The organism is Mycobacterium sp. 2YAF39 (assembly GCF_052114565.1).
In the GTDB taxonomy this organism is placed as follows: Bacteria; Actinomycetota; Actinomycetes; order Mycobacteriales; family Mycobacteriaceae; genus Mycobacterium.
This window is the reverse complement of the sequence record NZ_JBFREZ010000001.1, coordinates 66589-90220: the sequence shown is the minus strand read 5'-3', so window position 1 is coordinate 90220 and position 23632 is coordinate 66589. Positions and strand designations below refer to the sequence as shown.

Below are 23632 nucleotides of genomic sequence, written 5' to 3'. Positions count from 1 at the left end.
AAAGTTAAGTATCTGAAATATTGGATGGATGTCGCGCCGCTTGTCATGGGTCCTGGCATTGGTGGTGGTCGCCGTTTCCGGTGCGCTGATGGTGCTCCTCGGCGGCGACGACTCGAGCCAGCGATCCCCCGTTCCGGTGCCCGACACCGCCGAATCCGCGCGCGCCGACGCGATGCGCGCCCAGTTCCCCGGCGGTGACCAGGTCCCGGCGATCATCGTCATCACCCGCGACGACGGCGCACGTCTGGATCCCGCCGATCTCGCCGCCGTCGAGCAGAAATGGCGCGCCCAGGTCTCGGAAGACGGTGAAGCCGCGCTGACCGTCGTGCCGTTGAACGCCGACCTCACCGGGTTCGCCCTCGGCGACGCGGTCGAGGCTGTTCGGCACACGGCTGCCGACGGGTTGCCCGACGATCTGCGGACCGAGGTCACCGGAGGGCCGGCATTCGGCGCCGACATCGCAAACTCGTTCTCGGGAGCCAACTTCACGCTGCTCGCCGTCACGGCGGCCGTCGTGGCGCTGTTGCTGATCGTCACCTATCGGTCGCCGGTGCTCTGGCTGGTACCGCTGCTGGTGATCGGCTTCGCCGACCGTGTTGCCGCCGTTGTGGGTACCGCCGTGGCCGGTGCGCTCGGGATGAATCCCGACGGTTCGACGTCGGGTATCACCAGTGTCCTGGTGTTCGGCGCGGGAACCAATTACGCGTTGCTGCTCATCTCTCGATACCGGGAGGAGTTGGGCCGCAACGAGGATCACCATGCTGCGCTGGACGTCGCGGTGCGGCGGGCGAGACCCGCGATCCTCGCGAGCAACGCGACGGTGGTGCTGGCCCTGTTGACGCTGCTCTTCGCATCGTCGCCGAGCGTGCGCAGTCTTGGCGTGCAGGCCGCTGCGGGCCTGGCGGTGGCGGCGGTGTTCGTCCTGCTGGTGTTGCCACCGTTGCTCGCCGTGTTCGGAAAGCGCTTGTTCTGGCCGTTCATCCCGCAGATCGGCGCGAAACCCCTTACCGACACCGGTGTTTGGCACCGCATCGCCGAGGGGGTGGCACGACGGCCGGGCCGCGTCGCGATCGTGGCCATCGCCGGTCTGGCGCTGCTGTGCACGGGCCTGCTGACCACACCCATCGGCCTGTCGCAGACCGAGCAGTTCCGGGTGCAGGCCGAATCCGTCAGCGGCTATGAGACCTTGGCTGCGCATTTCCCCAGCGGCCTGACGGATCCCACCCGCGTGATCGGAGTGACGGACCGCGCCGCCGACATTCAGCAGGCGATCACCGACACCAGGGGTGTGCTGTCGGCTACACCGTCGGGTGAAAGCCCCGGCGGCCTGTCGCAATGGTCGGTCGTCTTGGACGCCGCCCCCGCCTCGGAGGGGGCGTTCGAAACCATTGACGCCCTGCGGGTTTCGGTCCATTCGGTCGACCCTGACGCACTGGTCGGCGGGTCCGACGCGACGGCGCGCGACGCGAGCGCGGCCGCCGAACACGACCGGCTCGTCGTGATCCCCGCGATTCTGGTCGTGGTGCTCGCGGTCCTCTACGTGCTGCTGCGCTCAGCGCTCGCGCCGCTGATCCTGGTGGCGGTGACGGTGCTCAGCGCACTCGCGGCACTGGGGTTGGGCGGCTGGGCCAGCGTGCACCTGTTCGGCTTCCCGGCGTTGGACAACACCGCACCGCTTTTCGCGATCCTGTTCCTGGTCGCGCTCGGGGTGGACTACACGATCTTCCTGGTCACCCGCGCACGCGAGGAGACATCTAGCCACGGCACCCGTGACGGCATCGTCCGCGCGGTGTCGGCCACCGGCGCCGTCATCACCAGTGCGGGCATCGTGCTGGCCGCGGTGTTCTGCGTACTCGGCGTGCTTCCGCTGATCGTCCTCACGCAGGTGGGCATCATCGTCGGCCTCGGCATCCTGCTCGACACCTTCGTGGTGCGGACGGTGATCATCCCCGCGCTGTTCACCTTGATCGGATCGGTGATCTGGTGGCCCGCCCTCAGAAACGGTGACTACCGTTCGGAGGGTGAGCGAACAGCAGGTCGACACCGTGCTCGGGAAGGTGCGGATCCGCACTGAGGGCTCCGGCGAGGCCATGATGTTCTGGCCGAGCCTGTTGATGACCGGCGATATGTGGGACGCCGCGGCGCGGCACTTCAGTGCGCAGCGGCATGTCATCGTCGTCGATCCCCCGGGCCACGGCGGTAGCGAAAAGCTCACGGCGCCCTTCACGTTCGACGACTGCACACGGGTGATCGTCGGCATCCTCGACAGCCTCGGCCTGCAGCGCACTCATTTCATCGGCAACTCGTGGGGCGGAATGATCGGCGGCACGTTCGCCGCGACCTATCCCGACCGCATCGGGCATGCCGTGCTGATGAACTGCACCGGATCGGCCGCCGGCGCTCGCCAGAAGCTGGAGTACGGGTTCCTGCTGCGCATCGCGAAGCTCCTCGGCGGGGTGCGGCCCCCGCTTACCCGGTCGGTGCTGAATGCGTTCCTCGGCCCGACGACGTTTGCGAACCGCCCCGACGTCGTCGCCTTCGTGCGCGACACCGTGCAGGCGGTCGACATCAGGTCCGGATCCTGGGCGGTGCGCAGTGTGGTGCCTGCCCGGCCCGACCAGCGTTCGCTGCTCGCGAAAATCTCGACACCGGTGCTGGTCGTCGCCGGCGCCGAGGATGCGACGTTTCCGCTGCAGGAAACGTCCGCGATGGCCGAGGCCATCCCGAATGCGCAGCTGGCCGTGCTGGACGGGGTTGCACACCTTGCCGGGCTGGAGAACCCGCCTCTGGTCAACAAGCTGATCGAAGAGTTCGTTTTTCGCGAGTAGCGTCGAACGATGACCGGCACCTCCGGAACCCAGGCCCCGCAGCTGCCGCTGCACATGCGGCGCAATGCGTTCGACCCGACCCCGGAGCTACGTGAGATCCGTGAGACCGCCGGGGTCCGCACCGCCACCAACTCCTTCGGTATGACCGTCTATCTCGTGACCCGATACGAGGACGTCAAAGCCGTGCTGTCCGATCACGAACGGTTCTCCAACGCACGCCCGCCGGGGTTCGTCATGCCCGGGGCGCCGACGCTGTCCGACGAAGAGCTGGCGAGTTCGCGGGCGGGCAATCTGCTCGGACTCGATCCGCCGGAGCATCAGCGGTTGCGCCGGATGCTCACACCCGAATTCACGATCCGGCGGATGAAACGGCTGGAACCGCGCATCGTCGAGATCGTCGATCAGCACCTCGATGCGATGGAAAGTGCCGGGCCGCCTGTCGATTTGGTGGAGAGCTTCGCGCTGCCGATCCCGTCGCTGGTGATCTGCGAGTTGCTCGGGGTGCCCTACGACGACCGCGACGACTTCCAGAAGCGCAGCGCTCGCCAGCTCGATCTGTCCATCCCGATCGCCGACCGCCTGGACCTCCAGCGGCAGGGCCGTGCCTACATGCAGACGCTGGTCGAACGTGCGCGCAGACAGCCGGGTGAGGACATTCTCGGGATGCTGGTCCGCGAGCACGGCGCCGAGTGCACCGACGACGAACTCATCGGCGTCGCCGGCCTGCTGCTGCTCGCCGGGCACGAGACCACGTCGAACATGCTGGGCCTCGGCACCCTGGCCCTCCTGCGGCACCCCGACCAACTGGCTGCGGTCCGCGACGATCCGGACGCCGCGGCTCCGGCCATCGAGGAGCTGCTGCGCTGGCTCTCGATCGTGCACAGCGCCATCCCGCGGGTCACCACCACCGAGGTAGAAGTCGCAGGCGTACCGATTCCGGCGGGTCAACTCGTGTTCGTGTCGCTGCCGTCGGGCAATCGGGATCCGGGCTTCATCGACTCGCCCGAACTGCTCGATATCCGCCGCGGCGCGCCGGGGCATCTGGCGTTCGGCCACGGAGTGCACCACTGCCTAGGCGCACCGCTGGCGCGGATGGAGATGCGGATCGCGTTCCCCGCACTGCTGCGACGCTTCCCCACCCTGGCGCTGGCCGAGGACTTCGACGATGTGCAGTTCAGGTCCTTCCACTTCATCTACGGTCTGCGTTCACTGGCGGTGACCTGGTGAAGGCGGAAGCGGATCGCGAGGTCTGTATTCAGGCGGGCAACTGTGTGATGGCGGCCGACGCCGTCTTCGATCAGGACGACGACGGCATCGTGGTGGTTCTCGTCGACGAGATTCCCGCCGAGGAGTTGGACCATGCGCGTGAGGCCGTGAAGCTTTGTCCCTCACAGGCTTTGCGGTTGGCTGACTAGCGGCGACCGCGGTCCAGATCGATGACCCCCGCCCGCGTCAGCAACAGCAAACTGACCACAAGAACCCACACGGGGAAGGCGATCGTCAACCACATGCTGATGTCGGCAGACAAGATAAGTCCAACGGCGACAAAGTAAGTCACGCCGACCAGCCACTTCGGCATCAGGCCGGTTTTCAGCCAGATGGTGGCCAACGAGATCATGAAGACCGCCGCCATTCGCAGGGCGTACGTCTTGCTCAATGCCATCAGCAGCGCCTGCCCGAACACGGCGCCGTCGGGTCCGCTATGGGTGAGCGCCACACCCACCGCTGACGATACGAAAATCATTGCCAGGAAAAGCAATCCGCTTCCGATGAACACCGACGAGAAGAACTTGTCCTCGAAACCGCCGAAGCCGTCGCGGACGACGCCGATGAACCACAGGAAGGCGATGCCCGCGAAGGGCATCAGAACGGCTGATGTCCTGATGCCGTGGCCGCCGTCGGCCCACTGCGAGCCGGGTTCGGCACCCTCGGGTAGGGACATGCGGATCATCACGAGTGCGGTGCCGAACAGCAGCGCGAACAACACGCCCGCGAACGCTGCCGCCCGCGGAGTCGACAAACTGTGCACGCGGTCAATCGGTTGGGAGGTCACGCCGTCATCGTGACACTTCTAGGGCTGGCCGGGGAGCAATCGGATCATCAGGCCGTGCGCCTCCGCCAGGAGCTTCTCGTCCTGGTCGCGTAACTCGGCATTGACGAAGGCCTTGCGTCCCTCGACATCCCGCACCCATCCGCGCATCTTCAGCGGTGTGTCGATCGGCGTCACGTTGCGGTAGTCGACGTGCAGAAAGCCGGTGCGGCTGATCGGCCTGCCGGACGCGTGGATCACCATGCCGAACATCGAATCGAACATCAACGGCAGCACTCCGCCGTGGACGGCGTAGTTGCCGCCAACGTGATAGCGGCTGAAGTGGACGGTCAGTTCGACACCGTCGGATTCAAATTTGGTGACGCGGTAGGGCGGCATCAGCAGGCTGCCCGAGCCGGGCAGCGTCGGGACACGGTTGGCCGGGCCGACCCCCTCCGGCGCTTCGAACGGGTCGAGCAGCTTCACCAGTTCCTCGGCACGGTCGGCAGCCTGTTCCCAGGTGCCGGTGTCCGGGTCGGCCGATACCGCCAGGTCCTGTGCGCGCCGCATCGCGGCGAGAAACCGGCCGAATCCCGGCCCGGGCTCGGCTGCCTCGAAGTTGGGGAAACCGCCATGCTTGTCGTAGTCGGGGTCGACCAACCTGGGATCGTCGGTGCTCATGGGCGTCGGTTCTTCGCGCAGGCGCTCATCACGTGGCCAGGATGTCCCGCCGCACGATGGTCTGCTCGCGTCCCGGGCCCACGCCGATGCACGAAACATGTGCGCCGGCAAGATCTTCAAGCCGCAACACGTAATCGCGGGCCTTGGCGGGCAGGTCGTCGAATTCACGCGCCTCGGAGATGTCCTCCCACCAGCCGGGCAGTTCCTCGTAGACCGGCTCGGCGCGGTGCAGGTCGGACTGGGTCATCGGCATGTCATCGATGCGCTTGCCGTCGATGGTATAGCCGACGCAGACCGGAACGGTCTCCAGACTGGACAGCACATCGAGTTTGGTGAGGAAGTAGTCGGTGATGCCGTTGACGCGGGTCGCGTAGCGCGCGATGACGGCATCGAACCATCCGCAGCGACGCCGCCTGCCCGTCGTGACGCCAACCTCGCCGCCCGTCTTGGACAGGTACTCCCCGAATTCGTCGAACAACTCGGTGGGGAACGGGCCCGAACCGACACGGGTGGTGTACGCCTTGAGGATGCCGAGCACCGTGGTGATCCGGGTGGGCCCGATACCCGAACCGACCGCAGCACCACCGGCCGTCGGATTCGACGACGTCACAAAGGGATACGTGCCGTGGTCAACGTCGAGAAGTGTGCCCTGAGAACCTTCCAGCAGGACCGTCTCGCCCCTCTCTAGCGCGGTGTTGAGAAGGTAACGGGCGTCGGCGATGCGGTGCTTGAACCCCTCGGCTTGCGCCAGGAGATTCTCCACGATCTCGGCCTGATCGAGGGCCTTGCGATTGTAGATCTTGACCAATACCTGGTTCTTCAATTCCAGTGCGGCCTCGACCTTTTGGGCCAGCAGACCCTCGTCGAGCACGTCGGCGACGCGGATTCCCACGCGGGCGATCTTGTCCTGGTAACACGGACCGATGCCGCGTCCGGTGGTGCCGATCTTCTTGCTGCCCGCGTATCGCTCGACGACCTTGTCCATCGCCACGTGATACGGCATCAGCAGATGCGCGTCGGCGGAGATCAGCAGCCGCTCGGTGTCCACCCCACGGTCCTCGAGACCTTTGAGCTCGGTGAGCAACACCCCCGGATCCACGACCACGCCATTGCCGATGACGTTCGTGACGCCGGGCGTGAGGATGCCCGACGGGATCAGGTGAAGGGCGAAGTTCTCGCCCGAGGGAAGCACCACGGTATGGCCGGCGTTGTTGCCGCCCTGGTAGCGCACGACCCACTGCACTCGGCCACCGAGTAGATCGGTGGCCTTTCCTTTGCCCTCGTCACCCCATTGAGCACCGATCAGCACGATTGCCGGCATGGCATATTCTCCCGCTTTATCTGGCCCAAAGTTCAGCCCAGCCGGTGACACACCCTATCCCAGCCGACCCCGAGGAGCCGCTTTGACCGCAGCTGACGTTGTGGTGTTGCTGAGCGAAGGCAGGAAGATGCCGCGATCACTGCGGGGACTCACCGTGATCACCGCGGACTCGGTCACCGAATGCCGGCGCGTTGCGGTGGTGGGTTCGCACGCCGATCTGGCCGCCGTGCTGACCAGATTGCTGCGCGCCGACCGGCTGGACGTGGAGGTCGCCCACGTGCGGTGGCCGTGGCACGCGCGGCGCGCCCGCACCGGCGTCGCGACCCGGATTCCGCTGATCAGGGACGACACCGGGGCCGTGATCACGAGCGCCGCGTACTGGGTGGGCGAGGCCGGGCTGGAGAAGGGCTCCCCGCCGGCCAAACTGGCCGGCGAAGCCACCGTCGACGACACCGTGCTGTTCCACGGCGAGGTGACCGCCGTGCGGATAGAGCCCATACCGACGCAGCCTGGTCTGCGCGCCAGCGTGCAGACCAGGCATATGCGGCCGGGCCGGTGGGTGACAGGGCGGGCTGCGCAACTCGGTACGCCGGGGGCGTTCGTGGTGCGTGACGGGGTCCTCGCTGCGCGCCCAGTCCGCCGGTCGACGTTCTATCGGCACACGGAGGGTTGGCTGTCGGTTCGGTAGCGTCAAACCGTGAACGTCCGTCCGCTGCACCCGCAGGCCTCGGTGCGCCCCAGCCCAGTCTTCCTGGCGATCGTCGCGCTGACCGCCGCAGGCGGCGCGCTGGCCTGGATATCGGCCAACGAGTTCCGCGCGCCACTGTCGTACGCGGGCGTGTTCATCTTCGTCATCGCGGGCTGGATCGTGTCCCTGAGCCTGCACGAGTTCGGGCACGCGTTCACCGCCTGGAGGTATGGCGACCACGACGTCGCGGTGCGCGGCTATCTGACGCTCAACCCGTTCAAGTACGCCAGCCCGCTGATGTCGATCGGACTGCCGGTTCTGATCACGCTGTTCGGCGGCATCGGCCTGCCGGGCGGCGCGGTGTGGGTGCGCACCTCGTTCATGACCGTGCGGCAGAAGTCGGTCGTCAGCCTCGCAGGACCCCTGATGAACGTGCTGCTCGCGGTGCTTCTGCTGGTGCTGGCCCGGCTGTTCTTCGACCCGGCGCACCTGGTGTTCTGGGCCGCGGTCGCGTTCCTCGGATTCCTGCAGATCACCGGCGCGGTGCTCAACCTGCTGCCGATTCCGGGCCTCGACGGCTACGGCGCACTGGAACCGCACCTGAGCCCCGAAACCCAGCGCGCACTCGAGCCGGCCAAACCGTGGGCCTTCTTCGTCTTCCTGCTGTTGTTGATCGCGACGCCGCTGAACCAGTACTTCTTTGCGATGGTCGGCTGGTTCTTCGACCTGTCAGGGGTGAACAGCGAGTTGATCAGCATCGGCTTCAGCCTCACGCGCTTCTGGTCAGCCTGGTTCTGAGCGAGCCTCTTGCAACATATGCGTGTTTACGCATAGATTGCCCGTATGGGTGCTGGGCACGACCACGGCTCCGGGGACACCCGTGTCAGCCGGATGCTGATCGCCGCGGCGATCCTGACGACGTTCTTCGTCATCGAGCTGGTCACCGCGCTGTGGATCAACTCGATCGCGCTGCTCGCCGACGCGGGCCACATGCTGACCGACCTCGTCGCGATGTTCATGGGGCTGACGGCGGTTCTGCTCGCCAAACACGGCAGCTCGTCACCGGCGCGCACCTACGGCTGGCATCGGGCCGAGGTGTTCACCGCCGTCGCCAATGCGGTGCTGCTGCTCGGGGTGGCGGTCTTCATCCTCTACGAGGCCTTCGAGCGGCTCGGCGACGCGCCCGAGATTCCCGGCGTGCCGATGATCGTCGTGGCGCTGGCCGGCCTGGTCGCCAACGCCGTCGTCGTGCTGCTGTTGCGGTCGCACTCCGAGAGCAGCCTCGCCGTCAAGGGTGCGTACATGGAGGTCGTCGCCGACACGGTCGGCAGCATCGGGGTGCTGATCGCGGGCATCGTGACCGTGACGACGCGGTGGCCCTATGCCGACGTGGTGGTCGCCGTGTTCGTCGCGCTGTGGGTGTTGCCACGTGCCGTCGCGCTGGCCCGTGCGGCGTTGCGGATCCTGTCCGAGACGTCACCCGCTCATATCGACGTCGACGAACTGCGCAAGGCGCTGTGCGCCGTGGACGGCGTGACCGAAGTCCACGACCTGCACGTGTGGACGTTGGTGCCGGGCAAGGACATGGTGACGGCGCACCTGACCAGCGCACGGGACGCGGCACTGGTGCTCGACGACGCGCGCGCCGTGCTCACGTCGCGCGGGCTCGACCACGCCACCGTCCAGGTGGAACCTCCGGAAGGCGCCGCCGACTGCAAATGCGAGGCCGAGTCGTGAAGCGCAGTCAGGCCAGCCCGAGCGCCGGGCGGGCCGCGGGGTCGCAGTCGTCGAGCAGATCCACGCAGCGCTGATATTCGTCCGTTTCGCCGATCTGATCCGCGGCCCGCGCCAAGACGGCGACGCAGCGCAGAAACCCGCGGTTGGGTTCGTGCGCGTAGGGGACCGGACCGAAGCCCTTCCAACCGTTGCGGCGCAGCTGATCGAGTCCGCGGTGGTAGCCCGTCCGTGCATACGCATAAGCCGTGATGGCCTTGTCCTCGGCCAGTGCCTCTTCGGCGAGCGTGGCCCACGCGACCGATGCCGACGGATGCGCTGCGGCCACGATGGCTGGGTTTTCGCCGGCGGCCAGTTCGCCCTCCGCCACGGGGTCGCCGGGAAGCAGTACCGGATCCGGTCCGAGAAGATCACCCATCCGCGTCATGGCCCCATTGTGCCGTGCGGCTCTCGGCGTTAGTCGCGCCGGATGGTTAAGCTTTGCGGCCGAAGCGTTGTAACGGAGGACCCCAACAGCCATGTCGAATCAAGAAGAGCCTGATCAGCCGGATGAGGTCGCCGCTGAGGCGACCGAAGCCGCAGACGGCGCGGCGGCTACTGAGGTGATGGCGTCTTCGGATCCGGAGCACGAGCCGGCGACAGAGATCATGTCGACAGAGTCGGTGGAAGAACCCGAACGCCGGTACACCGCCCCCTCCGCGTACGACGCGGGGGTGACGACGAGGATCGACACGCCGTCCGAGCCGGCGACCGAGGTCATGGCCACGGCGGCCGCCCCGGCTGTCAAACCTGTTTCGCCACAGGTCATCCCGCCGCGCGGTGATGCACCTAAACCCCCGTCGAAACGACGCAGCTGGGGTTGGGTGATCGCGTTGCTGCTGGTGATCGCGGCGCTGGTCGCGGTCGCGGTGCTTGGCACCCTGCTACTGACCCGCGACTCGGAGCCGACGGTGTCGCAGGAGGACCGTGTCCGCTCGACCATCGAGAACTACGACGCCGCGATCGCCAAAGGCGACCTGGCCACATTGCGTGGCATCACCTGCGGCAAGGCGCGAGACGACTACGTCACGTACAACGATCGCGTGTGGACCGATACGCATGCGCGGATCGCGGCGGCCAAGCGCTACCCGGTGATCGCCAGCATCGACCAGGTGGTCGTCAACGGGGACCACGCCGAGGCCAACGTGACGACCTTCATGGCATATGCGCCGCAGACCCGATCGACGCGCAGCCTTGACCTCGAATTCCGCGACGAACAGTGGAAGATCTGTCAGGCACCGACCAGCTAGCCGGCAGTCACCGATCGCCCGGCGCAGTGCAGGTCCCGGCACGCCTCGATGACGCGTTCGGTCATCGACGCCTCGGCCTTCTTCAGATAGCTGCGCGGGTCGTAGACCTTCTTGTTGCCGACCTCGCCGTCGATCTTGAGCACGCCGTCGTAGTTGGCGAACATATGCCCCGCGAGCGGGCGGGTGAACGCGTACTGCGTGTCGGTGTCGACGTTCATCTTCACCACGCCGTAACGCAGCGAGTCCTCGATCTCGGACTTCAGCGAGCCGGAACCACCGTGGAAGACGAAGTCGAAAGGCTTTGCATCACTGGATAATCCGAGCTTGGCGGCCGCGACTTTCTGCCCCTCGTCCAGCACTTCGGGCCGCAACTTGACGTTGCCCGGCTTGTAGACGCCGTGCACGTTGCCGAACGTCGCGGCCAGCAGGTACTTACCGTGCTCCCCCGCCCCGAGCGCCTCGATCGTCTTCTCGAAATCCTCGGAGGTGGTGTAGAGCTTGTCGTTGATCTCGTGGGCCACCCCGTCTTCCTCACCGCCGACCACACCGATCTCGATCTCGAGGATGATCTTGGCGGCCGCTGCCTCCTTGAGGAGCTCGCGGGCGATTTCGAGGTTCTCGTCGATCGGCACCGCGGAGCCGTCCCACATATGCGACTGGAACAGCGGGTTGCGCCCGTCGGCGACCCGCTGCTGCGAGATTGCGAGCAGCGGCCTGACGTAGGTGTCCAGCTTGTCCTTGGGACAGTGGTCGGTGTGCAGGGCAACGGTGATCGGGTACTTCTCGGCGATGACGTGGGTGAACTCGGCGAGCGCCACCGCTCCGGTCACCATCTCCTTGATTCCGAGACCGGAGGCGAACTCGGCGCCACCCGTGGAGAACTGGATGATGCCGTCGCTACCTGCGTCGGCGAAACCCTTGATGGCCGCGTTGACGGACTCCGACCCCACGCAGTTGATGGCGGGAAACGCGAATGAATGTTCCTTGGCCCGGCTCAGCATCTCCGCGTAAACCTCAGGCGTTGCGACGGGCATAGGAGTTCCTCTCAGCGGTGCGGGTGTTCTGCGATTGTCTCAGGTACGCCGCGGCATCACACGGTCAAGACGCCGCGGTAACGCGCCCGTCCCTGCTCCATGGAGGCATACGCCTCGGCGGCCTCGGCCAGTGGGCGCTCCTCGAGCCAGGCGCGCACTCCGGTCTGCACGGCGAAATGCATCGTCTCCTCGACGTCGCGCGACGTGCCCGACGGGTGTCCGGTGACCCGGCGTCCGGGGGTGATGAGGTCGAGCGGGCTGATCGGCAGCGGGTCGGATGTCACCCCGACGACCAGAAGCTCGCCCTCGGGACCGAGACCGCCAATGGTCTGACCGATCGCCGCGGAGTTCGCAGCGGTGGCGAGCACGACGGTCGCCCCGCCGAGATCCTGTAGCGCGTCTGCGACGTCATCGGCCGTCGAGTCGATGTAGTGGTGCGCGCCAAGCGTTTTCGCATCCTCGGCCTTGGCCGCGCCGCGGGCGATCGCCACCGTCTCGAAGCCCATCGCCTTGGCCCATTGGACGCCGAGATGGCCGAGTCCACCGATGCCGAGAACAGCGACGAGATCACCGGCAACGGCGTCCGACCGCCGAAGCGCGTTGTAGGTGGTCACACCCGCACATCCCATCGGTGCCGCCTCGGCGAACGAGAGGGCGTCCGGGATTCGGGCCAGCGCGGTCGTCGGCGCGACGAGCGATTCCGCGTAGCCGCCGGGGTACGCCAGGCTGGGCACCTGGAAGTTGACGCACTGCATGAACTTGGCCTTGCGACAGGGCACGCACTTGTTGCAGTTGCCGCCGAACCAACCCACCGCGACCCGGTCGCCGACCGCGAAGCCGTCGACACCCTCGCCCAATTCGACGATGGTGCCCGCCGCTTCGTGACCCGGCGTCAGCGGCCACGTCATGCCGGGAAAGCCGCCGTTCACGATTCCCTGGTCGGTTCCGCACACACCGCAGGCCGAGACGGCGATGCGGACGTGATCGCGCGGCGGTGAGGTCGTCTCGACCTCGGTGACGGTGAGCGCTGCGCCTGCGGAGGCGACCTGAACAGCCTTGTGGGTAGCCATACGCAGACCCTATCGACAGCAAATGGGGTCCGCCGGATATCGACCGGTATCTTGGGGCCTTGTGACGACCTCGGCCCTGGCCACTGCCAATCAGCTGGCGCTCATGCCGGACTTCCTCGATCCGATGACGTTGCTCGGGTACTTCGGCACCTGGGCCCTGGTCGGCCTTCTCGTGGTGATCTTCATCGAATCGGGCGTGCTGTTCCCGGTCTTACCGGGCGACTCGCTGCTGTTCGTGGCGGGCATGCTCGCCGCGGGCACCCATGCGCTGGCAGCCGAAGGTGGCGAGACGGTCAACTTCGCGCTCTGGCAGCTGCTGTTGTTCATCCCGATCGCCGCGATACTCGGCGGACAGGTCGGCTACTGGATCGGGCGCAATGTCGGGACGGCGATGTTCAAACCGGACGCCAAGCTCCTCAAGCAGCGTTACCTCGACGAGGCGCACGCCTTCTTCGATCAGCGCGGACCGTTCGCGATCGTCGTTGCGCGGTTCGTGCCGATCGTGCGGACGCTGGCGCCGCTCACCGCCGGCGCCGCGCGGATGAGCTACCCGGTGTTCACGTTCTTCAACGTCCTCGGCGCCGTTGTGTGGGGTGTCGGACTGACGCTGCTGGGATATTGGCTCGGCCAGTTCGAGGTCATCCAGAAGCTGCTCGAACCGATTTTCGTCGCGATCGTCGTGGTGTCCGTGCTGCCGATGGTGATCGAGTGGTACCGGCGCCGGAAGGCCGCCAAGCGGGAGGCAGGCGAAAACGCCTGACCAATCACCCGTGACGAGTGTGCGACTGTTCATCGACCCTCCTCGAGGGCGCGGATGAGGCTGGCCGAATCCCACGGGCCCTTGTGCCGTTTGCCGTTGATGAAGAACGTGGGTGTCGAGTTCAGGTCCATCGCCTCGGCGTCCTGGGCGTCGTCCTGCACGCGATGCAGCACCTTCGTCGGATGTACCCGGACGTCCTCGTCGAACCTTTCGAGATCCAGCCCGACCGTGTTGGCGTAGCGGTAGATGTCGGACCATTCCAGATCGTCCTGGTGCGCGAACAACTCCGCACCCATCTCGAAGTACTTGCCCTGAAGGCCGGCCGCTTCGGCGGCACGCGCCGCGTCGAAGGCGCGCGGATGCACCCGCTCCAGCGGCAGGTGGCGCCATACATAGCAGAGGTTGTCGTCGCCGAAATGCGCACGCACTTCGTCGATTCCACCGGTGGCGCGGCTGCAGAAGGGACACTCGTAGTCCCCGTACTCGATGAGCGTGAGTGCAGCGTCGGGATTTCCCCTGATGTGGTCGCGTCCGCGGTCGATGGGCCGGATGAGTTTGAGACCGATCGGTTCGGGCGGGCTGACCAGATCGGTGATGTGAAAGATCGCCCAGCCTGCGACGAAGGCGATGATCGACGCAGCGATCACACCGATGCGTGCCTGATCCTGCCGGGCCGGTTCGCTGATCGCGATGTCGACGATGAAAAGCGATATGGTGAAGCCGATTCCGGACAGCGCGGCACCACCCGCGACCCGTCTCAGCCGAAGCCCCGGCGCCAGCTGTCCGATTCCGGTGCGATTCATGAACCATGTGGCACCGGTGATCCCGATGAACTTGCCGACCACGAGCCCGGCGACGATGCCCCATGTCAACGGTGAGCGCGCCGCGGCGGCCAGGCTCGTGGCGTCGAGCCGCACCCCTGCGTTGACCAATGCGAACAACGGCAGCACCAGGAACGACACGTACGGCCCGACATCGGTCTGCAGACGCTCATTGATGGAAATGGATTGGCGCAGACGGCGGGTGGCCGTGCGCGCATACTCTGAGTTCGGTGACTGCCGGAACGCCCTCATCACCTCGACGGCGTCTTCGACCTGCCTACGCTCGGGCGCGAACACCGGGATCAGCAGCGCGAGCGTGACACCGGCGAGCGTTGGATGGATGCCGGCCAGATAGAGCGCGATCCACAGCGCGAAGCCCAGCGCCGCGTACGCGGGCCCGCGGGCGAGCGGCAGGAATCGCACAAGTGCGATCGCGACGAGCAGCAGCGCCGACACCGCCAGCGGCACCAACTGGATCGCGTCGGAGTAGAAAGCCGCGATCACGATCAGCGCGCCGACATCGTCGACGACGGCCAGCGTGAGCAGGAAGATCCGCAGGCGCCCAGGGAATTTCGGCTTGATGATGGCGAGCGCACCGACCAGAAACGCGGTGTCGGTGGAGATCACCACACCCCATGCCTGGACGTTCTCGCCCGACGGGTTGAGCAACAGGAAGATGACGGCGGGCAGCGCCAGTCCCGCGATCGCCGCGACGACGGGTACCGCAGCTCTGGACCGATCCGTGAGTTCCCCGATCTTGAACTCGCGGGTCACCTCGAGCCCGACGATGAAGAAGAAGAACGTCATCAAGCCGTCGTTGATCAGGTGCTTGACGGACATCTCGAAATGTCGGTCGCCGAACCCGACACCCACGTGGGTGTTCAGCAGGCTCCAATAAGCTTCCGCCCAGGGCGAATTCGCCCAGGCGATGGCGATGAGCGTGAACAACAGCAGCAACGCCGCCGCCGCATTTTCCCCAGGCTTGAACCGGGGCGGACCCGAGCGAACGATTCGGGGTGTCGCCGCGGATGTCACGTGTCGGATACCGCGTGCGCTGCTTCCATCAGCATCCAGCCCGACAGCTGAACGGACAGGTCGCGTTCGGGAATTTCGGAAGCATTGACCGCGCCCTCGACGAACTCGGCTTCCTTGCCTGCCAAGCTGGGGATCTCGGCGGTGCGGTCCCAGAACGCGGCGAACAGAGGCAGGTCCTCCACGGTCTGCCGGTTCTCCCACGCCGCCTCCGCGGAGGACAGCACCAGCTTGCGGGCGGTGTCTCGAGCCGTGTCGTCGTCGGCGTGGTCGCCCGGCAACGATGTCGCCACCAACGCGAGATAGCGCGCCAGGATCCCGTTGAACAGACCGCCGTCGCCGCCGCCCGCGCCCTTGATGATGCCGTCGTCGGCCATGTTGTCGCGCACCGCGGCGACGAGTCGATGCACCCGCTTCGCGTGGTTATCATCGTCGGTGCGTACGGCGAGTTCGGTTTCCAGGCCGAGAACCACGCCCTGACAGTAGGTGTACTGCGCGCGCACCATCGAGCCGGCCTTGACCCCGTCGAACACGAGGTGAGTCTCGGGGTCGATCAGCGTTTCATCGAGCCAGTCGGACATCTGCTGGGCCCGCCGCAGTCGGTCGTGGCGTGCCAGGAAGATCGCCGCCGGACCATTGGCGGGGGCGTTGAAGAACTGATCCTGCTTACGCCACGGGATCCCGCCGCCGTCCTCGGGCACCCACGCGTTGAGGAACTGTTCGGACAATTTGTCCAGCGCCTTGGGCCGCCCGATGCCCGTCAGTCGGCCTGCGCGTTCCAGCGCGATCGCCAGCCAGGCCATGTCGTCGTAATAGTCGTTGGTCCAACGGAGGTTGTTGCGCAGCCGGTGGCCGCGAATCTGCCGGGCGATCTTCTGCTCCCGGTCAGGCTTCGGGTCCCGGACCTGAGCATCGACGAGGCAGTCCAGCAGGTGCGCCTGCCACCAGTAGTGCCAGGTGCCGAACATCCGGTACTTGCGTGCCGCAGGCCAGGCGACGACGCCCAATTGTGTTCCCGGCACGGCCCAGAGCTTTTTCAGATGCCGCTTGGTGATCGCGGCCTCGGCACTGCCGGCGCGATTGGCCCATAGCTGATCCATGCCTAGATCCTGCCCTACCAGGCCGCCGAGATGTCCGCATGTCGAGCGATCCAGGCATGCATCGCGATGCCCGCGGCGACACTGGCATTGATGCTTCGGGTCGAGCCGAACTGGGCGATCGACACCGTGACAGCGGCACCGGCCCTTGCCTCCTCGGTGATGCCCGGCCCCTCCTGGCCGAAGATCAAGAGGCACTCCCGCGGCAGAGCGGTCGATTCCAGGCGCGCGGCACCCGGCACGTTGTCGACGGCGACGACGCTCAGCCCCGCGGCCGCCGCGAAGGCGAGCAGTTCGGCGGTGGTGTCGTGATGGCGCAGTCGTTGATACCGGTCGGTCACCATCGCCCCGCGACGGTTCCAGCGGCGCCGCCCAACGATGTGGACGGTGTCCACGGCGAACGCGTTGGCTGTGCGGACCACCGCGCCGATGTTCGCGTCGTTGCCGAAATTCTCGATCGCGATGTGCAGCGGATGTCTGCGCTCGTCGATATCGGCGACGATGGCCTCGCGCGTCCAATAGCGGTATGCGTCAACGACATTGCGGGTGTCACCGTCGCGCAGCAGCGCCGGATCGTAGCGTGGGTCCTCGGGCGGCGAGCCGGGCCAGGGACCGACGCCGGGACTTTCGCCCCATTCGGTGGGTCCCACATCACTCATGTGTGGTCCACAACGCCGCGTGCGTCCCGACCAGCGACAGCGTCGGATAGAGCAGCGCGGTGTTGATATCGCCCTGGGTACACAGCGTCACGGCAATCTGGACCGCCTCGCGCGAGCGCTCGGGCAGCACGAGCACCGACGCACCGTAGACATCGCAGGCATGGCTCAGCCCGGGTACGGGCAGCGTCGGAGCCATCAACACCATGGTCGGTCCGCCGCGCTTGCGCGATATGTCACGGTATTGCGTTGCCAGACCGTCGATCTGGAGCCCGAGGAGCATGTATCCACCGCCGGTGAACGCATCGGGATCGCCCAGCGCGGTGGGGTCGAGCATGGAGCCGTCCTCGCGGAACGCGTCGACGCTGGTGGTCTTGAGCGTGAGGCTGCTGCCGTCGTCCTTGGTCGATGGCAGTCCGACGGGGAACGCCGCGGGATAGGCGGTGGTGGTGCCCGCCATCCGGTCTCCGGTCGAATAGACGTAGACCCCGCGCACCTGGGATTGGTCACGCTGCGGTCCGAGACACACCGTGCCGGTCATCCTGTCGGGTTTCGACGTCGACAGCGGCTGCACGTCCAGGGCGCTCACATCACGGCAACTGCCGATCGCGGGCGCCTCGAGCGGATGCGCCAACGCACCGTAGAGCCCGAAGCGCAGGTCCTTCGGGTCGGCATGTGGACCGTCGCCCGAGGGCGCCGCGTCGACATCGATCAGCACGTTGTCGCCCTCGAAGCGCATGTTCGACACGGACATGTTCCAGCCCAGAAACGCCAGTGATTCGCCGACCGCGGCGGTCTGAGCGTCGTAGGCGTCGACGGTGGCCTCGTCGCCGGAACAGGACGAGACCACCAGGATGACCGCGGTCAGGGCCGCGAAGACCGAACGGACGGACACGGAGCGGGGGCTAAGTTCTGTCTCGGCCGCGGCCCACGACTTTCGTCACGGCCCGCACCAGGTTTCGTGGCACCATGCGGCCGCCGGTGGTGAGCGCCTTGTACTGCAGACCGGGCACGATCACCACCTTGCCCTTCGCGACATCGGCCATCGTCTCGCGAACCACGTCGTCCACCTCCAGCCACAGGAACGACGGGGTGTTCGCCATGTCGATGCCTGCCCTTTCGTGAAACTCGGTATGCACGAAGCCGGGGCACAACGCGTGCACGCCGACCCCGGTACCGCCGAGGCCGTTGGCCAGGCCTTCTGAGAACGCGACCACCCACGCCTTGGACGCCGAGTACGTCGACCCTCGCCCAGGCAGCAGCCCGGCGACGCTGGCGACGTTGAGCACCGTGCCTTCACCGGCCGCAAGCATCGCCGGCATCGCCGCATGCGTCAGCTGCATGACCGCCGTGACGTTGATGTCGAGCTGGGACTGCAGCATCGCGAGGTCTGCCGTCCAGAACTCGCCGGATGTGCCGATGCCGGCGTTGTTGACCAGCACCCGCACACCGGCGGCGAGCCGGTCGGCGACTTTCGCGCGGTCGGATGCCTCTGCGAGATCCGCGACCAGCACCTCGACGTTCGCGCCTACCTCGTCGTGCAACTCGGCGGCGAGGCGCTCCAGCCGCTGGACATCGCGCGCCACGAGCACGAGGTCGTAGCCGTCGACGGCGTATCTACGGGCGAAACCCGCCCCCAGCCCTGAGGTCGGTCCGGTGATCAATGCGACAGGGCGTGACATGCCCTAGAGCCTAGAGACTGCTCACCGCTGATAGTGCGGAGACTGCCGTCCATTTCGCGACTGCGGTGGCTGCGGCGGCGCCGCGGGACGGCGAACCGACTCGGCGGGACGCGCGGAGGCCTGGGTATACCGGGCCTGCGGTGCCTCGGCCCTGCCTGCAGGCACCTCGGAACGTGACGGCCCCGGCTTGATCGGACGGCTCGGCGATCCGCTGCGACGGGCGACGGACGGGGCGGCGTCGGTGGTCTGCGAGGTGGGTGGCAGCACACGCAGCAGGTCGTTGAACTGACGCACGGTGCGCAGGCCCTCGTCCCATTGCGCCCGCGTACTGGTGACCGGCATCGACACCAGCGTCCAGTGCTGCTCGTTCCACATGATCTCGGCGCAGTCCGGCGCGGTATGGGCGAACGTCACCATCCGGCGGTCGCAGGCGCGACGCGCCGCGTCGAGGTTGGTGGAGTAGACCATGCGCGGTCCGATCGCACCGAGCAGCCAGATGTCGTTCTCCCGCGGCTCTTTGATTCCCTTGAGCCGCAGATCGACCACGACGTTGGTGCCGACCTTGCGATGCAGGGCGATGACGGTGGCCACATCCTCGAGATCGAAGATGAACACCGCCTCGCCGCGAATCTGTCCGAGCACGACATTCTTGGCGTTGATGTCGCCGACCGTCGACATCACGCCGCGCTTCCAGCGCTTGAGGATGTCGCTCGACTCGTGCTCGTAGTCGAAGCCGTGCGACTTCGCCCAGGACTTGCGGCGGCGACCCAGTCCGCGTCGACGGTCGACGTCGACATATAGAAGTACCGCCGCACCCACGAAACAGAGCGCGGACAGCGTGAACCAGAGCGGGACCATTACGCCTAGCCTACTTCCAGGTGGTGCCCAATTCCGAACTCGAGCAGATCACAGCACCGTCACATACCGTCTAGCCAGCGAGAAAGGCCGCGGCGGCCAGCTCGAGGATTTCCGCACGGTCCGCGGCCACGATGAAGCCGGCCCCGATCGCGCGATCCAGCGCCGCGGTGAAGTGTTCGAGGTAGTCGGCCTCGCCGCCCGGGTAGAGCCTGTTCACGGTGTCCTTGTCGAACACCTCCCCCGAGCCGAACAGGAACGACATGGGGCTCTCGTCGGGCGCGGAGCCCGATGTCCGCGCGATCGGGACGTCGACCCAGGGGGTGCGCACTCCTCCGCCGGCGAGTCCGTGCTCGTCGAGCACCAGCGCAGGGGCGTCCCCTTCGGTCAGCGTGATGGGGCGCGCGGTGGGTGCTGGTTCGCCGGTGCGGACCCAGCTGTTCAGGCCCGCGACGGCGCTCTGCAGCACGTAATGATGCTGGGGGGCGAAGTTGATGCAGTACGAAAGGCTCGTTCCCATGAGGTCGCTGGTCGGCGCGTACGCCGCCACGATGTCATCGAGCGATGCGGCTCCGTTGTCGATGAAGCCGACACGAATCGTGTAGTTGTCGGCGTGGGCCGTCCCGGGAATCTCCCACACCCGCAGCCGGTCGTTGTCCGGCCTGCGGGCGTGGTGATAGCCGATTAGATGTCCGTCGAGCAGGTCGGTTTCGGTGATGACCGACAGCACCGGTACCCGCGGGGCGTCCAGGAACGGTGCTGGACGCGACTCTTCGAGTGCGCTGGTGCCCGCGAGGGGCGCACCGGCACCGAACCGCGAGTGCACGAGGAAGCCGTCGAAGACCGCGGCGTCGGCATCCACCTCGTTGACATAGGTGGTCAGGAACATCGCGGACTGCGACTCTCCGACCGCGAGAATGTGTTTCGGATTCAGACCGTCGACCGCACCGTCTCGGATCAGCCGACCGACCTGTGAGTAGATGTCGTAGGAGAACTGGTCTCCGGGATGGCTCAATGACGAATAGCGTTCGGGATTCTGGGCTTTCAGTGACATGTTGGCGCCGACCAGGCTGTCCCCGCCCTCGATGCCGACCTGTTGCGCCGACACCGCGACGTACACGTAGCCCGCTCGGGCGATCTCGCGATGTGCCATGAACCAGACTGCCGGAGCATCGATGCCCCCGCTGACGTTGAGCCATTCGACGATGACGGTGCCGTTGAACTCACCGGTCGGGCAGCACACCACGATGCGGGTCGTGTAGTCCGCATGGTCGTCGGTGGCGTAGGACCTGGCAGTGCCCGAGACGAAGAACTCCTCGGCGCCGTAACCCAGCGTGGCCAGGTCGTAGGCGCCGAGGAGCAGATTCGGATTACCGGCAACGGGTGATATCACGTCACCATCTTGCCGAAATCACATCAGCCGAGCACCAGTGCGTCGCCGTTGGCGCTCACGTTGACCGGCACGACGTCGCCGTCGTGCACCTCGCCGGCCAGCAGCAGCTTGGCGAGCTGGTCGCCGATGGCCTGCTGGATCAGCCTCCGCAGCGGGCGGGCGCCGTAGAGCGGGTCGAACCCGCGCTCGGCCAGCCACTGCTTGGCGGGCAGCGACACCTCGAGGGTGAGCCTGCGCTGCTGCAGTCGCTTGGCCAGCTGTTGCAGTTGGATGTCGACGATCTGAACGAGCTCACTCTCGTCGAGCGGATCGAAGACGATGACGTCGTCGAGCCGGTTGATGAACTCGGGTTTGAACGCCGAGCGCACCGCCGCCATCACCTGCTCCTCGGTGCCACCGGCGCCGAGGTTGCTCGTCAGGATCAGGATCGTGTTGCGGAAGTCGACCGTACGGCCCTGGCCGTCGGTCAGCCTGCCCTCGTCGAGGACAGCAAGCAACACGTCGAACACATCCGGGTGCGCCTTCTCGATCTCGTCGAACAGGATCACCGAGTACGGGCGCCTGCGGACCGCTTCGGTCAACTGACCGCCTTGGTCGTAACCGACGTAGCCGGGAGGCGCACCGACGAGGCGGGCCACCGAGTGCTTCTCGCCGTACTCGCTCATGTCGATGCGGATCATTGCCCGTTCGTCGTCGAAGAGAAACTCCGCCAACGCCTTTGCGAGCTCGGTCTTACCCACACCGGTGGGTCCGAGGAACATGAACGACCCCGTCGGCCGGTTCGGGTCGGCGACGCCTGCACGGCTTCTGCGAACCGCATCAGACACTGCCTGCACGGCCTTGCGCTGGCCGACGACGCGCTTGCCGAGTTCGTCTTCCATGCGAAGCAGCTTGGCCGTCTCGCCCTCGAGCATCCGGCCCGCCGGAATGCCGGTCCACGCCGACACGACATCAGCGATGTCGTCGGGCCCTACCTCCTCCTTGAGCATCACGTCTTCATGCGCCTGTGCGCTCGGGATGGCCGCGTCGAGCTTCTTCTCGAGCTCCGGGATGCGTCCGTAACGGAGCTCAGAAGCCTTGGCGAGGTCGCCGTCGCGTTCGGCTCGGTCGGCCTCGCCACGGAGCGTATCGAGCTGCTCCTTGAGCTCACGAACGATGTCGATCGCGTTCTTCTCGTTCTGCCACCGGGTGGTCAGCTCCGCCAGCTTCTCTTTGTGGTCGGCGAGTTCGGCGCGCAGCTTGACCAACCGGTCCTTGCTGGCGTCGTCCTCCTCTTTGGTCAGCGCCATCTCTTCGATCTCGAGGCGACGCACGAGTCGCTCGACCTCATCGATCTCGACGGGCCGCGAGTCGATCTCCATCCGCAGCCGGGACGCGGCCTCATCGACCAGGTCGATGGCCTTATCCGGCAGGAAGCGGGCGGTGATGTAGCGGTCCGACAGCGTGGCCGCGGATACCAGCGCGGAGTCGGTGATCCGCACACCGTGGTGCACCTCGTAGCGGTCCTTCAATCCGCGCAGGATGCCGACGGTGTCCTCCACCGACGGCTCGCCGACCAGCACCTGCTGGAATCGCCGCTCGAGCGCGGCGTCCTTCTCGATGTACTTGCGGTACTCGTCGAGGGTGGTGGCGCCGACCAGACGCAGCTCACCGCGGGCCAGCATCGGCTTGATCATGTTGCCCGCGTCCATCGCGCCCTCGCCGGACGCGCCTGCGCCGACGATGGTGTGCAACTCGTCGATGAACGTGATGATCTGTCCGGCCGAGTTCTTGATGTCGTCGAGCACGGCCTTGAGCCGCTCCTCGAACTCACCGCGATACTTCGCGCCCGCGACCATCGAGCCCAGGTCGAGCGAGACGACGGTCTTGTCGCGCAGGCTCTCCGGAACGTCGCCGGCGATGATGCGCTGGGCCAGGCCCTCGACGATCGCCGTCTTACCGACGCCGGGCTCGCCGATCAGCACCGGGTTGTTCTTGGTGCGACGGCTCAGGACCTGGATGACGCGACGAATCTCGTTGTCGCGCCCGATAACCGGGTCGAGCTTGCCTTCCCTGGCGCGGGCGGTCAGATCGGTGGAGTACTTCTCCAACGCCTGATAGGTGGCCTCGGGATCGGCGCTGGTGACCCGCGCGCTGCCGCGCACGTTGGTGAACGCTTCGCGCAGCGCCTGCGGTGAGGCGCCGTGGTTCGTGAGCAGCTTGGCGGTGTCCGAGTCACCGGTGGCCAGGCCGACGAGCAGGTGCTCGGTGGAGACGTATTCGTCGTCCATCTCCGTCGCCAGGTGGGTGGCCGTGGTGATCGCAGCGATGGACTGGGGAGCCAGTTGTGGCTGCGAGGCCGAGCCGGATGCGCTGGGCAACCGGTCGAGCAGGCGCTGCGTCTCGGCGCGGATTGTCGCGGGTTCGACGCCGACGGCCTCCAGCAAGGGGGCGGCAATGCCATCGTTCTGAGTGAGCAGCGCCATCAACAAATGGGCGGGCGTGATCTGAGGGTTGCCCGCGGCGGTAGCCGCTTGCAGCGCCGAAGTCAGGGCCGCCTGGGTTTTGGTCGTCGGATTAAACGAGTCCACGACACCTCCCTTTCTTGTACAGAGGGCCGCGCGAACGGCCCTTGAGATGCTTGTCCTGTTGTTCAACGCCGTCAATGTTGAGTCTGTTCCGC

Annotated in this window: 23 protein-coding genes; 9 read left to right on the top strand and 14 right to left on the bottom strand. The window is 66.5% G+C overall.

Annotation, left to right across the window (positions count from 1 at the left end; all coding sequences use genetic code 11):
• The first annotated feature begins 28 nt into the window (after positions 1–28).
• Genes AB4Z42_RS00415 through AB4Z42_RS00400 form a run of 4 tightly spaced genes read left to right on the top strand, consistent with a single transcriptional unit; the run spans position 29 to position 4243 of the window.
• Positions 29–2074, top strand: coding sequence for an MMPL family transporter (locus AB4Z42_RS00415; protein ID WP_442007156.1), 2046 nt, complete (start codon positions 29–31; stop codon positions 2072–2074).
• On the top strand, positions 2022–2828 hold the full coding sequence (locus AB4Z42_RS00410) for an alpha/beta fold hydrolase (RefSeq protein ID WP_442007155.1): 807 nt from the start codon (positions 2022–2024) through the stop codon (positions 2826–2828). The genes AB4Z42_RS00415 and AB4Z42_RS00410 overlap by 53 nt, the downstream gene beginning before the upstream one ends.
• 9 nt (positions 2829–2837) lie before the next feature.
• Complete coding sequence (locus tag AB4Z42_RS00405) at positions 2838–4055, top strand: cytochrome P450 (RefSeq protein ID WP_442007154.1); 1218 nt, start codon at positions 2838–2840, stop codon at positions 4053–4055.
• Positions 4052–4243, top strand: coding sequence for a ferredoxin (locus AB4Z42_RS00400; protein WP_442007153.1), 192 nt, complete (start codon positions 4052–4054; stop codon positions 4241–4243). The genes AB4Z42_RS00405 and AB4Z42_RS00400 overlap by 4 nt, the downstream gene beginning before the upstream one ends.
• On the opposite strand, the gene AB4Z42_RS00395 is transcribed toward AB4Z42_RS00400, so the two are convergent.
• From AB4Z42_RS00395 to AB4Z42_RS00385, 3 genes are read right to left on the bottom strand one after another with little or no spacing between them, the layout of a single operon-like run.
• Entirely contained in the window at positions 4240–4848 is a 609-nt protein-coding gene (locus AB4Z42_RS00395; protein WP_442008059.1) for a hypothetical protein, read from the bottom strand. The two genes, AB4Z42_RS00400 and AB4Z42_RS00395, sit on opposite strands and share 4 nt — an antisense overlap.
• Before the next feature lie 51 nt (positions 4849–4899).
• Entirely contained in the window at positions 4900–5538 is a 639-nt protein-coding gene (locus AB4Z42_RS00390; protein ID WP_442007152.1) for a PaaI family thioesterase, read from the bottom strand.
• A gap of 28 nt (positions 5539–5566) precedes the next feature.
• Positions 5567–6859 (bottom strand): adenylosuccinate synthase, encoded by a 1293-nt coding sequence (locus tag AB4Z42_RS00385; RefSeq protein WP_442007151.1) that lies wholly within the window; start codon positions 6857–6859, stop codon positions 5567–5569.
• 127 nt (positions 6860–6986) lie between these two features.
• Between AB4Z42_RS00385 and AB4Z42_RS00380 the strand changes: the two genes are divergently transcribed.
• From AB4Z42_RS00380 to AB4Z42_RS00370, 3 genes are read left to right on the top strand one after another with little or no spacing between them, the layout of a single operon-like run.
• Positions 6987–7547: a peptidase M50 gene (locus tag AB4Z42_RS00380; protein ID WP_442008058.1), complete on the top strand. Its 561-nt coding sequence runs from the start codon at positions 6987–6989 to the stop codon at positions 7545–7547.
• 9 nt (positions 7548–7556) lie between these two features.
• Positions 7557–8345: a site-2 protease family protein gene (locus tag AB4Z42_RS00375; protein ID WP_442007150.1), complete on the top strand. Its 789-nt coding sequence runs from the start codon at positions 7557–7559 to the stop codon at positions 8343–8345.
• 45 nt (positions 8346–8390) lie between these two features.
• Positions 8391–9284 carry a cation diffusion facilitator family transporter gene (locus AB4Z42_RS00370; RefSeq protein WP_442007149.1) on the top strand — a complete coding sequence of 298 codons (894 nt, stop codon included), beginning with the start codon at positions 8391–8393 and terminating at the stop codon, positions 9282–9284.
• A 7-nt stretch (positions 9285–9291) separates the two neighbouring features.
• Here the strand turns inward: AB4Z42_RS00370 and AB4Z42_RS00365 are convergent, their stop codons facing one another.
• Positions 9292–9708 carry a DUF3151 domain-containing protein gene (locus tag AB4Z42_RS00365; RefSeq protein WP_442007148.1) on the bottom strand — a complete coding sequence of 139 codons (417 nt, stop codon included), beginning with the start codon at positions 9706–9708 and terminating at the stop codon, positions 9292–9294.
• A 91-nt stretch (positions 9709–9799) separates the two neighbouring features.
• Here AB4Z42_RS00365 and AB4Z42_RS00360 point away from each other — a divergent pair, with 91 nt between their 5' ends.
• On the top strand, positions 9800–10570 hold the full coding sequence (locus tag AB4Z42_RS00360; RefSeq protein ID WP_442007147.1) for an Rv0361 family membrane protein: 771 nt from the start codon (positions 9800–9802) through the stop codon (positions 10568–10570).
• Here the strand turns inward: AB4Z42_RS00360 and fbaA are convergent.
• Together fbaA and AB4Z42_RS00350 are read right to left on the bottom strand one after the other, a co-directional pair.
• A complete protein-coding gene (gene fbaA / locus AB4Z42_RS00355; RefSeq protein ID WP_442007146.1) occupies positions 10567–11604 on the bottom strand; it encodes a class II fructose-bisphosphate aldolase in 1038 nt (345 codons plus the stop codon). The genes AB4Z42_RS00360 and fbaA overlap by 4 nt on opposite strands.
• 56 nt (positions 11605–11660) lie before the next feature.
• Positions 11661–12674: an alcohol dehydrogenase catalytic domain-containing protein gene (locus tag AB4Z42_RS00350; protein ID WP_442007145.1), complete on the bottom strand. Its 1014-nt coding sequence runs from the start codon at positions 12672–12674 to the stop codon at positions 11661–11663.
• 103 nt (positions 12675–12777) lie between these two features.
• Between AB4Z42_RS00350 and AB4Z42_RS00345 the strand changes: the two genes are divergently transcribed.
• Positions 12778–13434, top strand: a complete 657-nt coding sequence (locus AB4Z42_RS00345; RefSeq protein WP_442008057.1) for a VTT domain-containing protein — start codon at positions 12778–12780, stop codon at positions 13432–13434.
• Positions 13435–13463: 29 nt separating this feature from the next.
• On the opposite strand, the gene nhaA is transcribed toward AB4Z42_RS00345, so the two are convergent.
• From nhaA to clpB, 8 genes are all read right to left on the bottom strand, one after another.
• Positions 13464–15290 carry a Na+/H+ antiporter NhaA gene (gene nhaA / locus AB4Z42_RS00340; RefSeq protein ID WP_442007144.1) on the bottom strand — a complete coding sequence of 609 codons (1827 nt, stop codon included), beginning with the start codon at positions 15288–15290 and terminating at the stop codon, positions 13464–13466.
• The gene (locus AB4Z42_RS00335) at positions 15287–16387 is read right to left on the bottom strand and encodes a glycoside hydrolase family 76 protein (protein ID WP_442007143.1); all 1101 of its coding nucleotides are present in this window, start codon (positions 16385–16387) and stop codon (positions 15287–15289) included. Before AB4Z42_RS00335 ends, nhaA begins: the two co-directional genes overlap by 4 nt.
• A 14-nt stretch (positions 16388–16401) precedes the next feature.
• Entirely contained in the window at positions 16402–17043 is a 642-nt protein-coding gene (locus tag AB4Z42_RS00330) for a TrmH family RNA methyltransferase (RefSeq protein ID WP_442007142.1), read from the bottom strand.
• Positions 17036–17935, bottom strand: coding sequence for a hypothetical protein (locus AB4Z42_RS00325; protein WP_442007141.1), 900 nt, complete (start codon positions 17933–17935; stop codon positions 17036–17038). The genes AB4Z42_RS00330 and AB4Z42_RS00325 overlap by 8 nt, the downstream gene beginning before the upstream one ends.
• Positions 17936–17945: 10 nt before the next feature.
• Positions 17946–18722, bottom strand: a complete 777-nt coding sequence (locus AB4Z42_RS00320) for an SDR family NAD(P)-dependent oxidoreductase (RefSeq protein WP_442007140.1) — start codon at positions 18720–18722, stop codon at positions 17946–17948.
• A 21-nt stretch (positions 18723–18743) separates the two neighbouring features.
• Positions 18744–19580: a trehalose monomycolate transport factor TtfA gene (gene ttfA, locus AB4Z42_RS00315; protein ID WP_442007139.1), complete on the bottom strand. Its 837-nt coding sequence runs from the start codon at positions 19578–19580 to the stop codon at positions 18744–18746.
• A gap of 70 nt (positions 19581–19650) precedes the next feature.
• Entirely contained in the window at positions 19651–20970 is a 1320-nt protein-coding gene (locus AB4Z42_RS00310; RefSeq protein WP_442007138.1) for an alpha/beta hydrolase domain-containing protein, read from the bottom strand.
• Positions 20971–20993: 23 nt separating this feature from the next.
• Positions 20994–23540, bottom strand: a complete 2547-nt coding sequence (clpB, locus tag AB4Z42_RS00305; RefSeq protein ID WP_442007137.1) for an ATP-dependent chaperone ClpB — start codon at positions 23538–23540, stop codon at positions 20994–20996.
• Between the last annotated feature and the right edge of the window lie 92 nt (positions 23541–23632).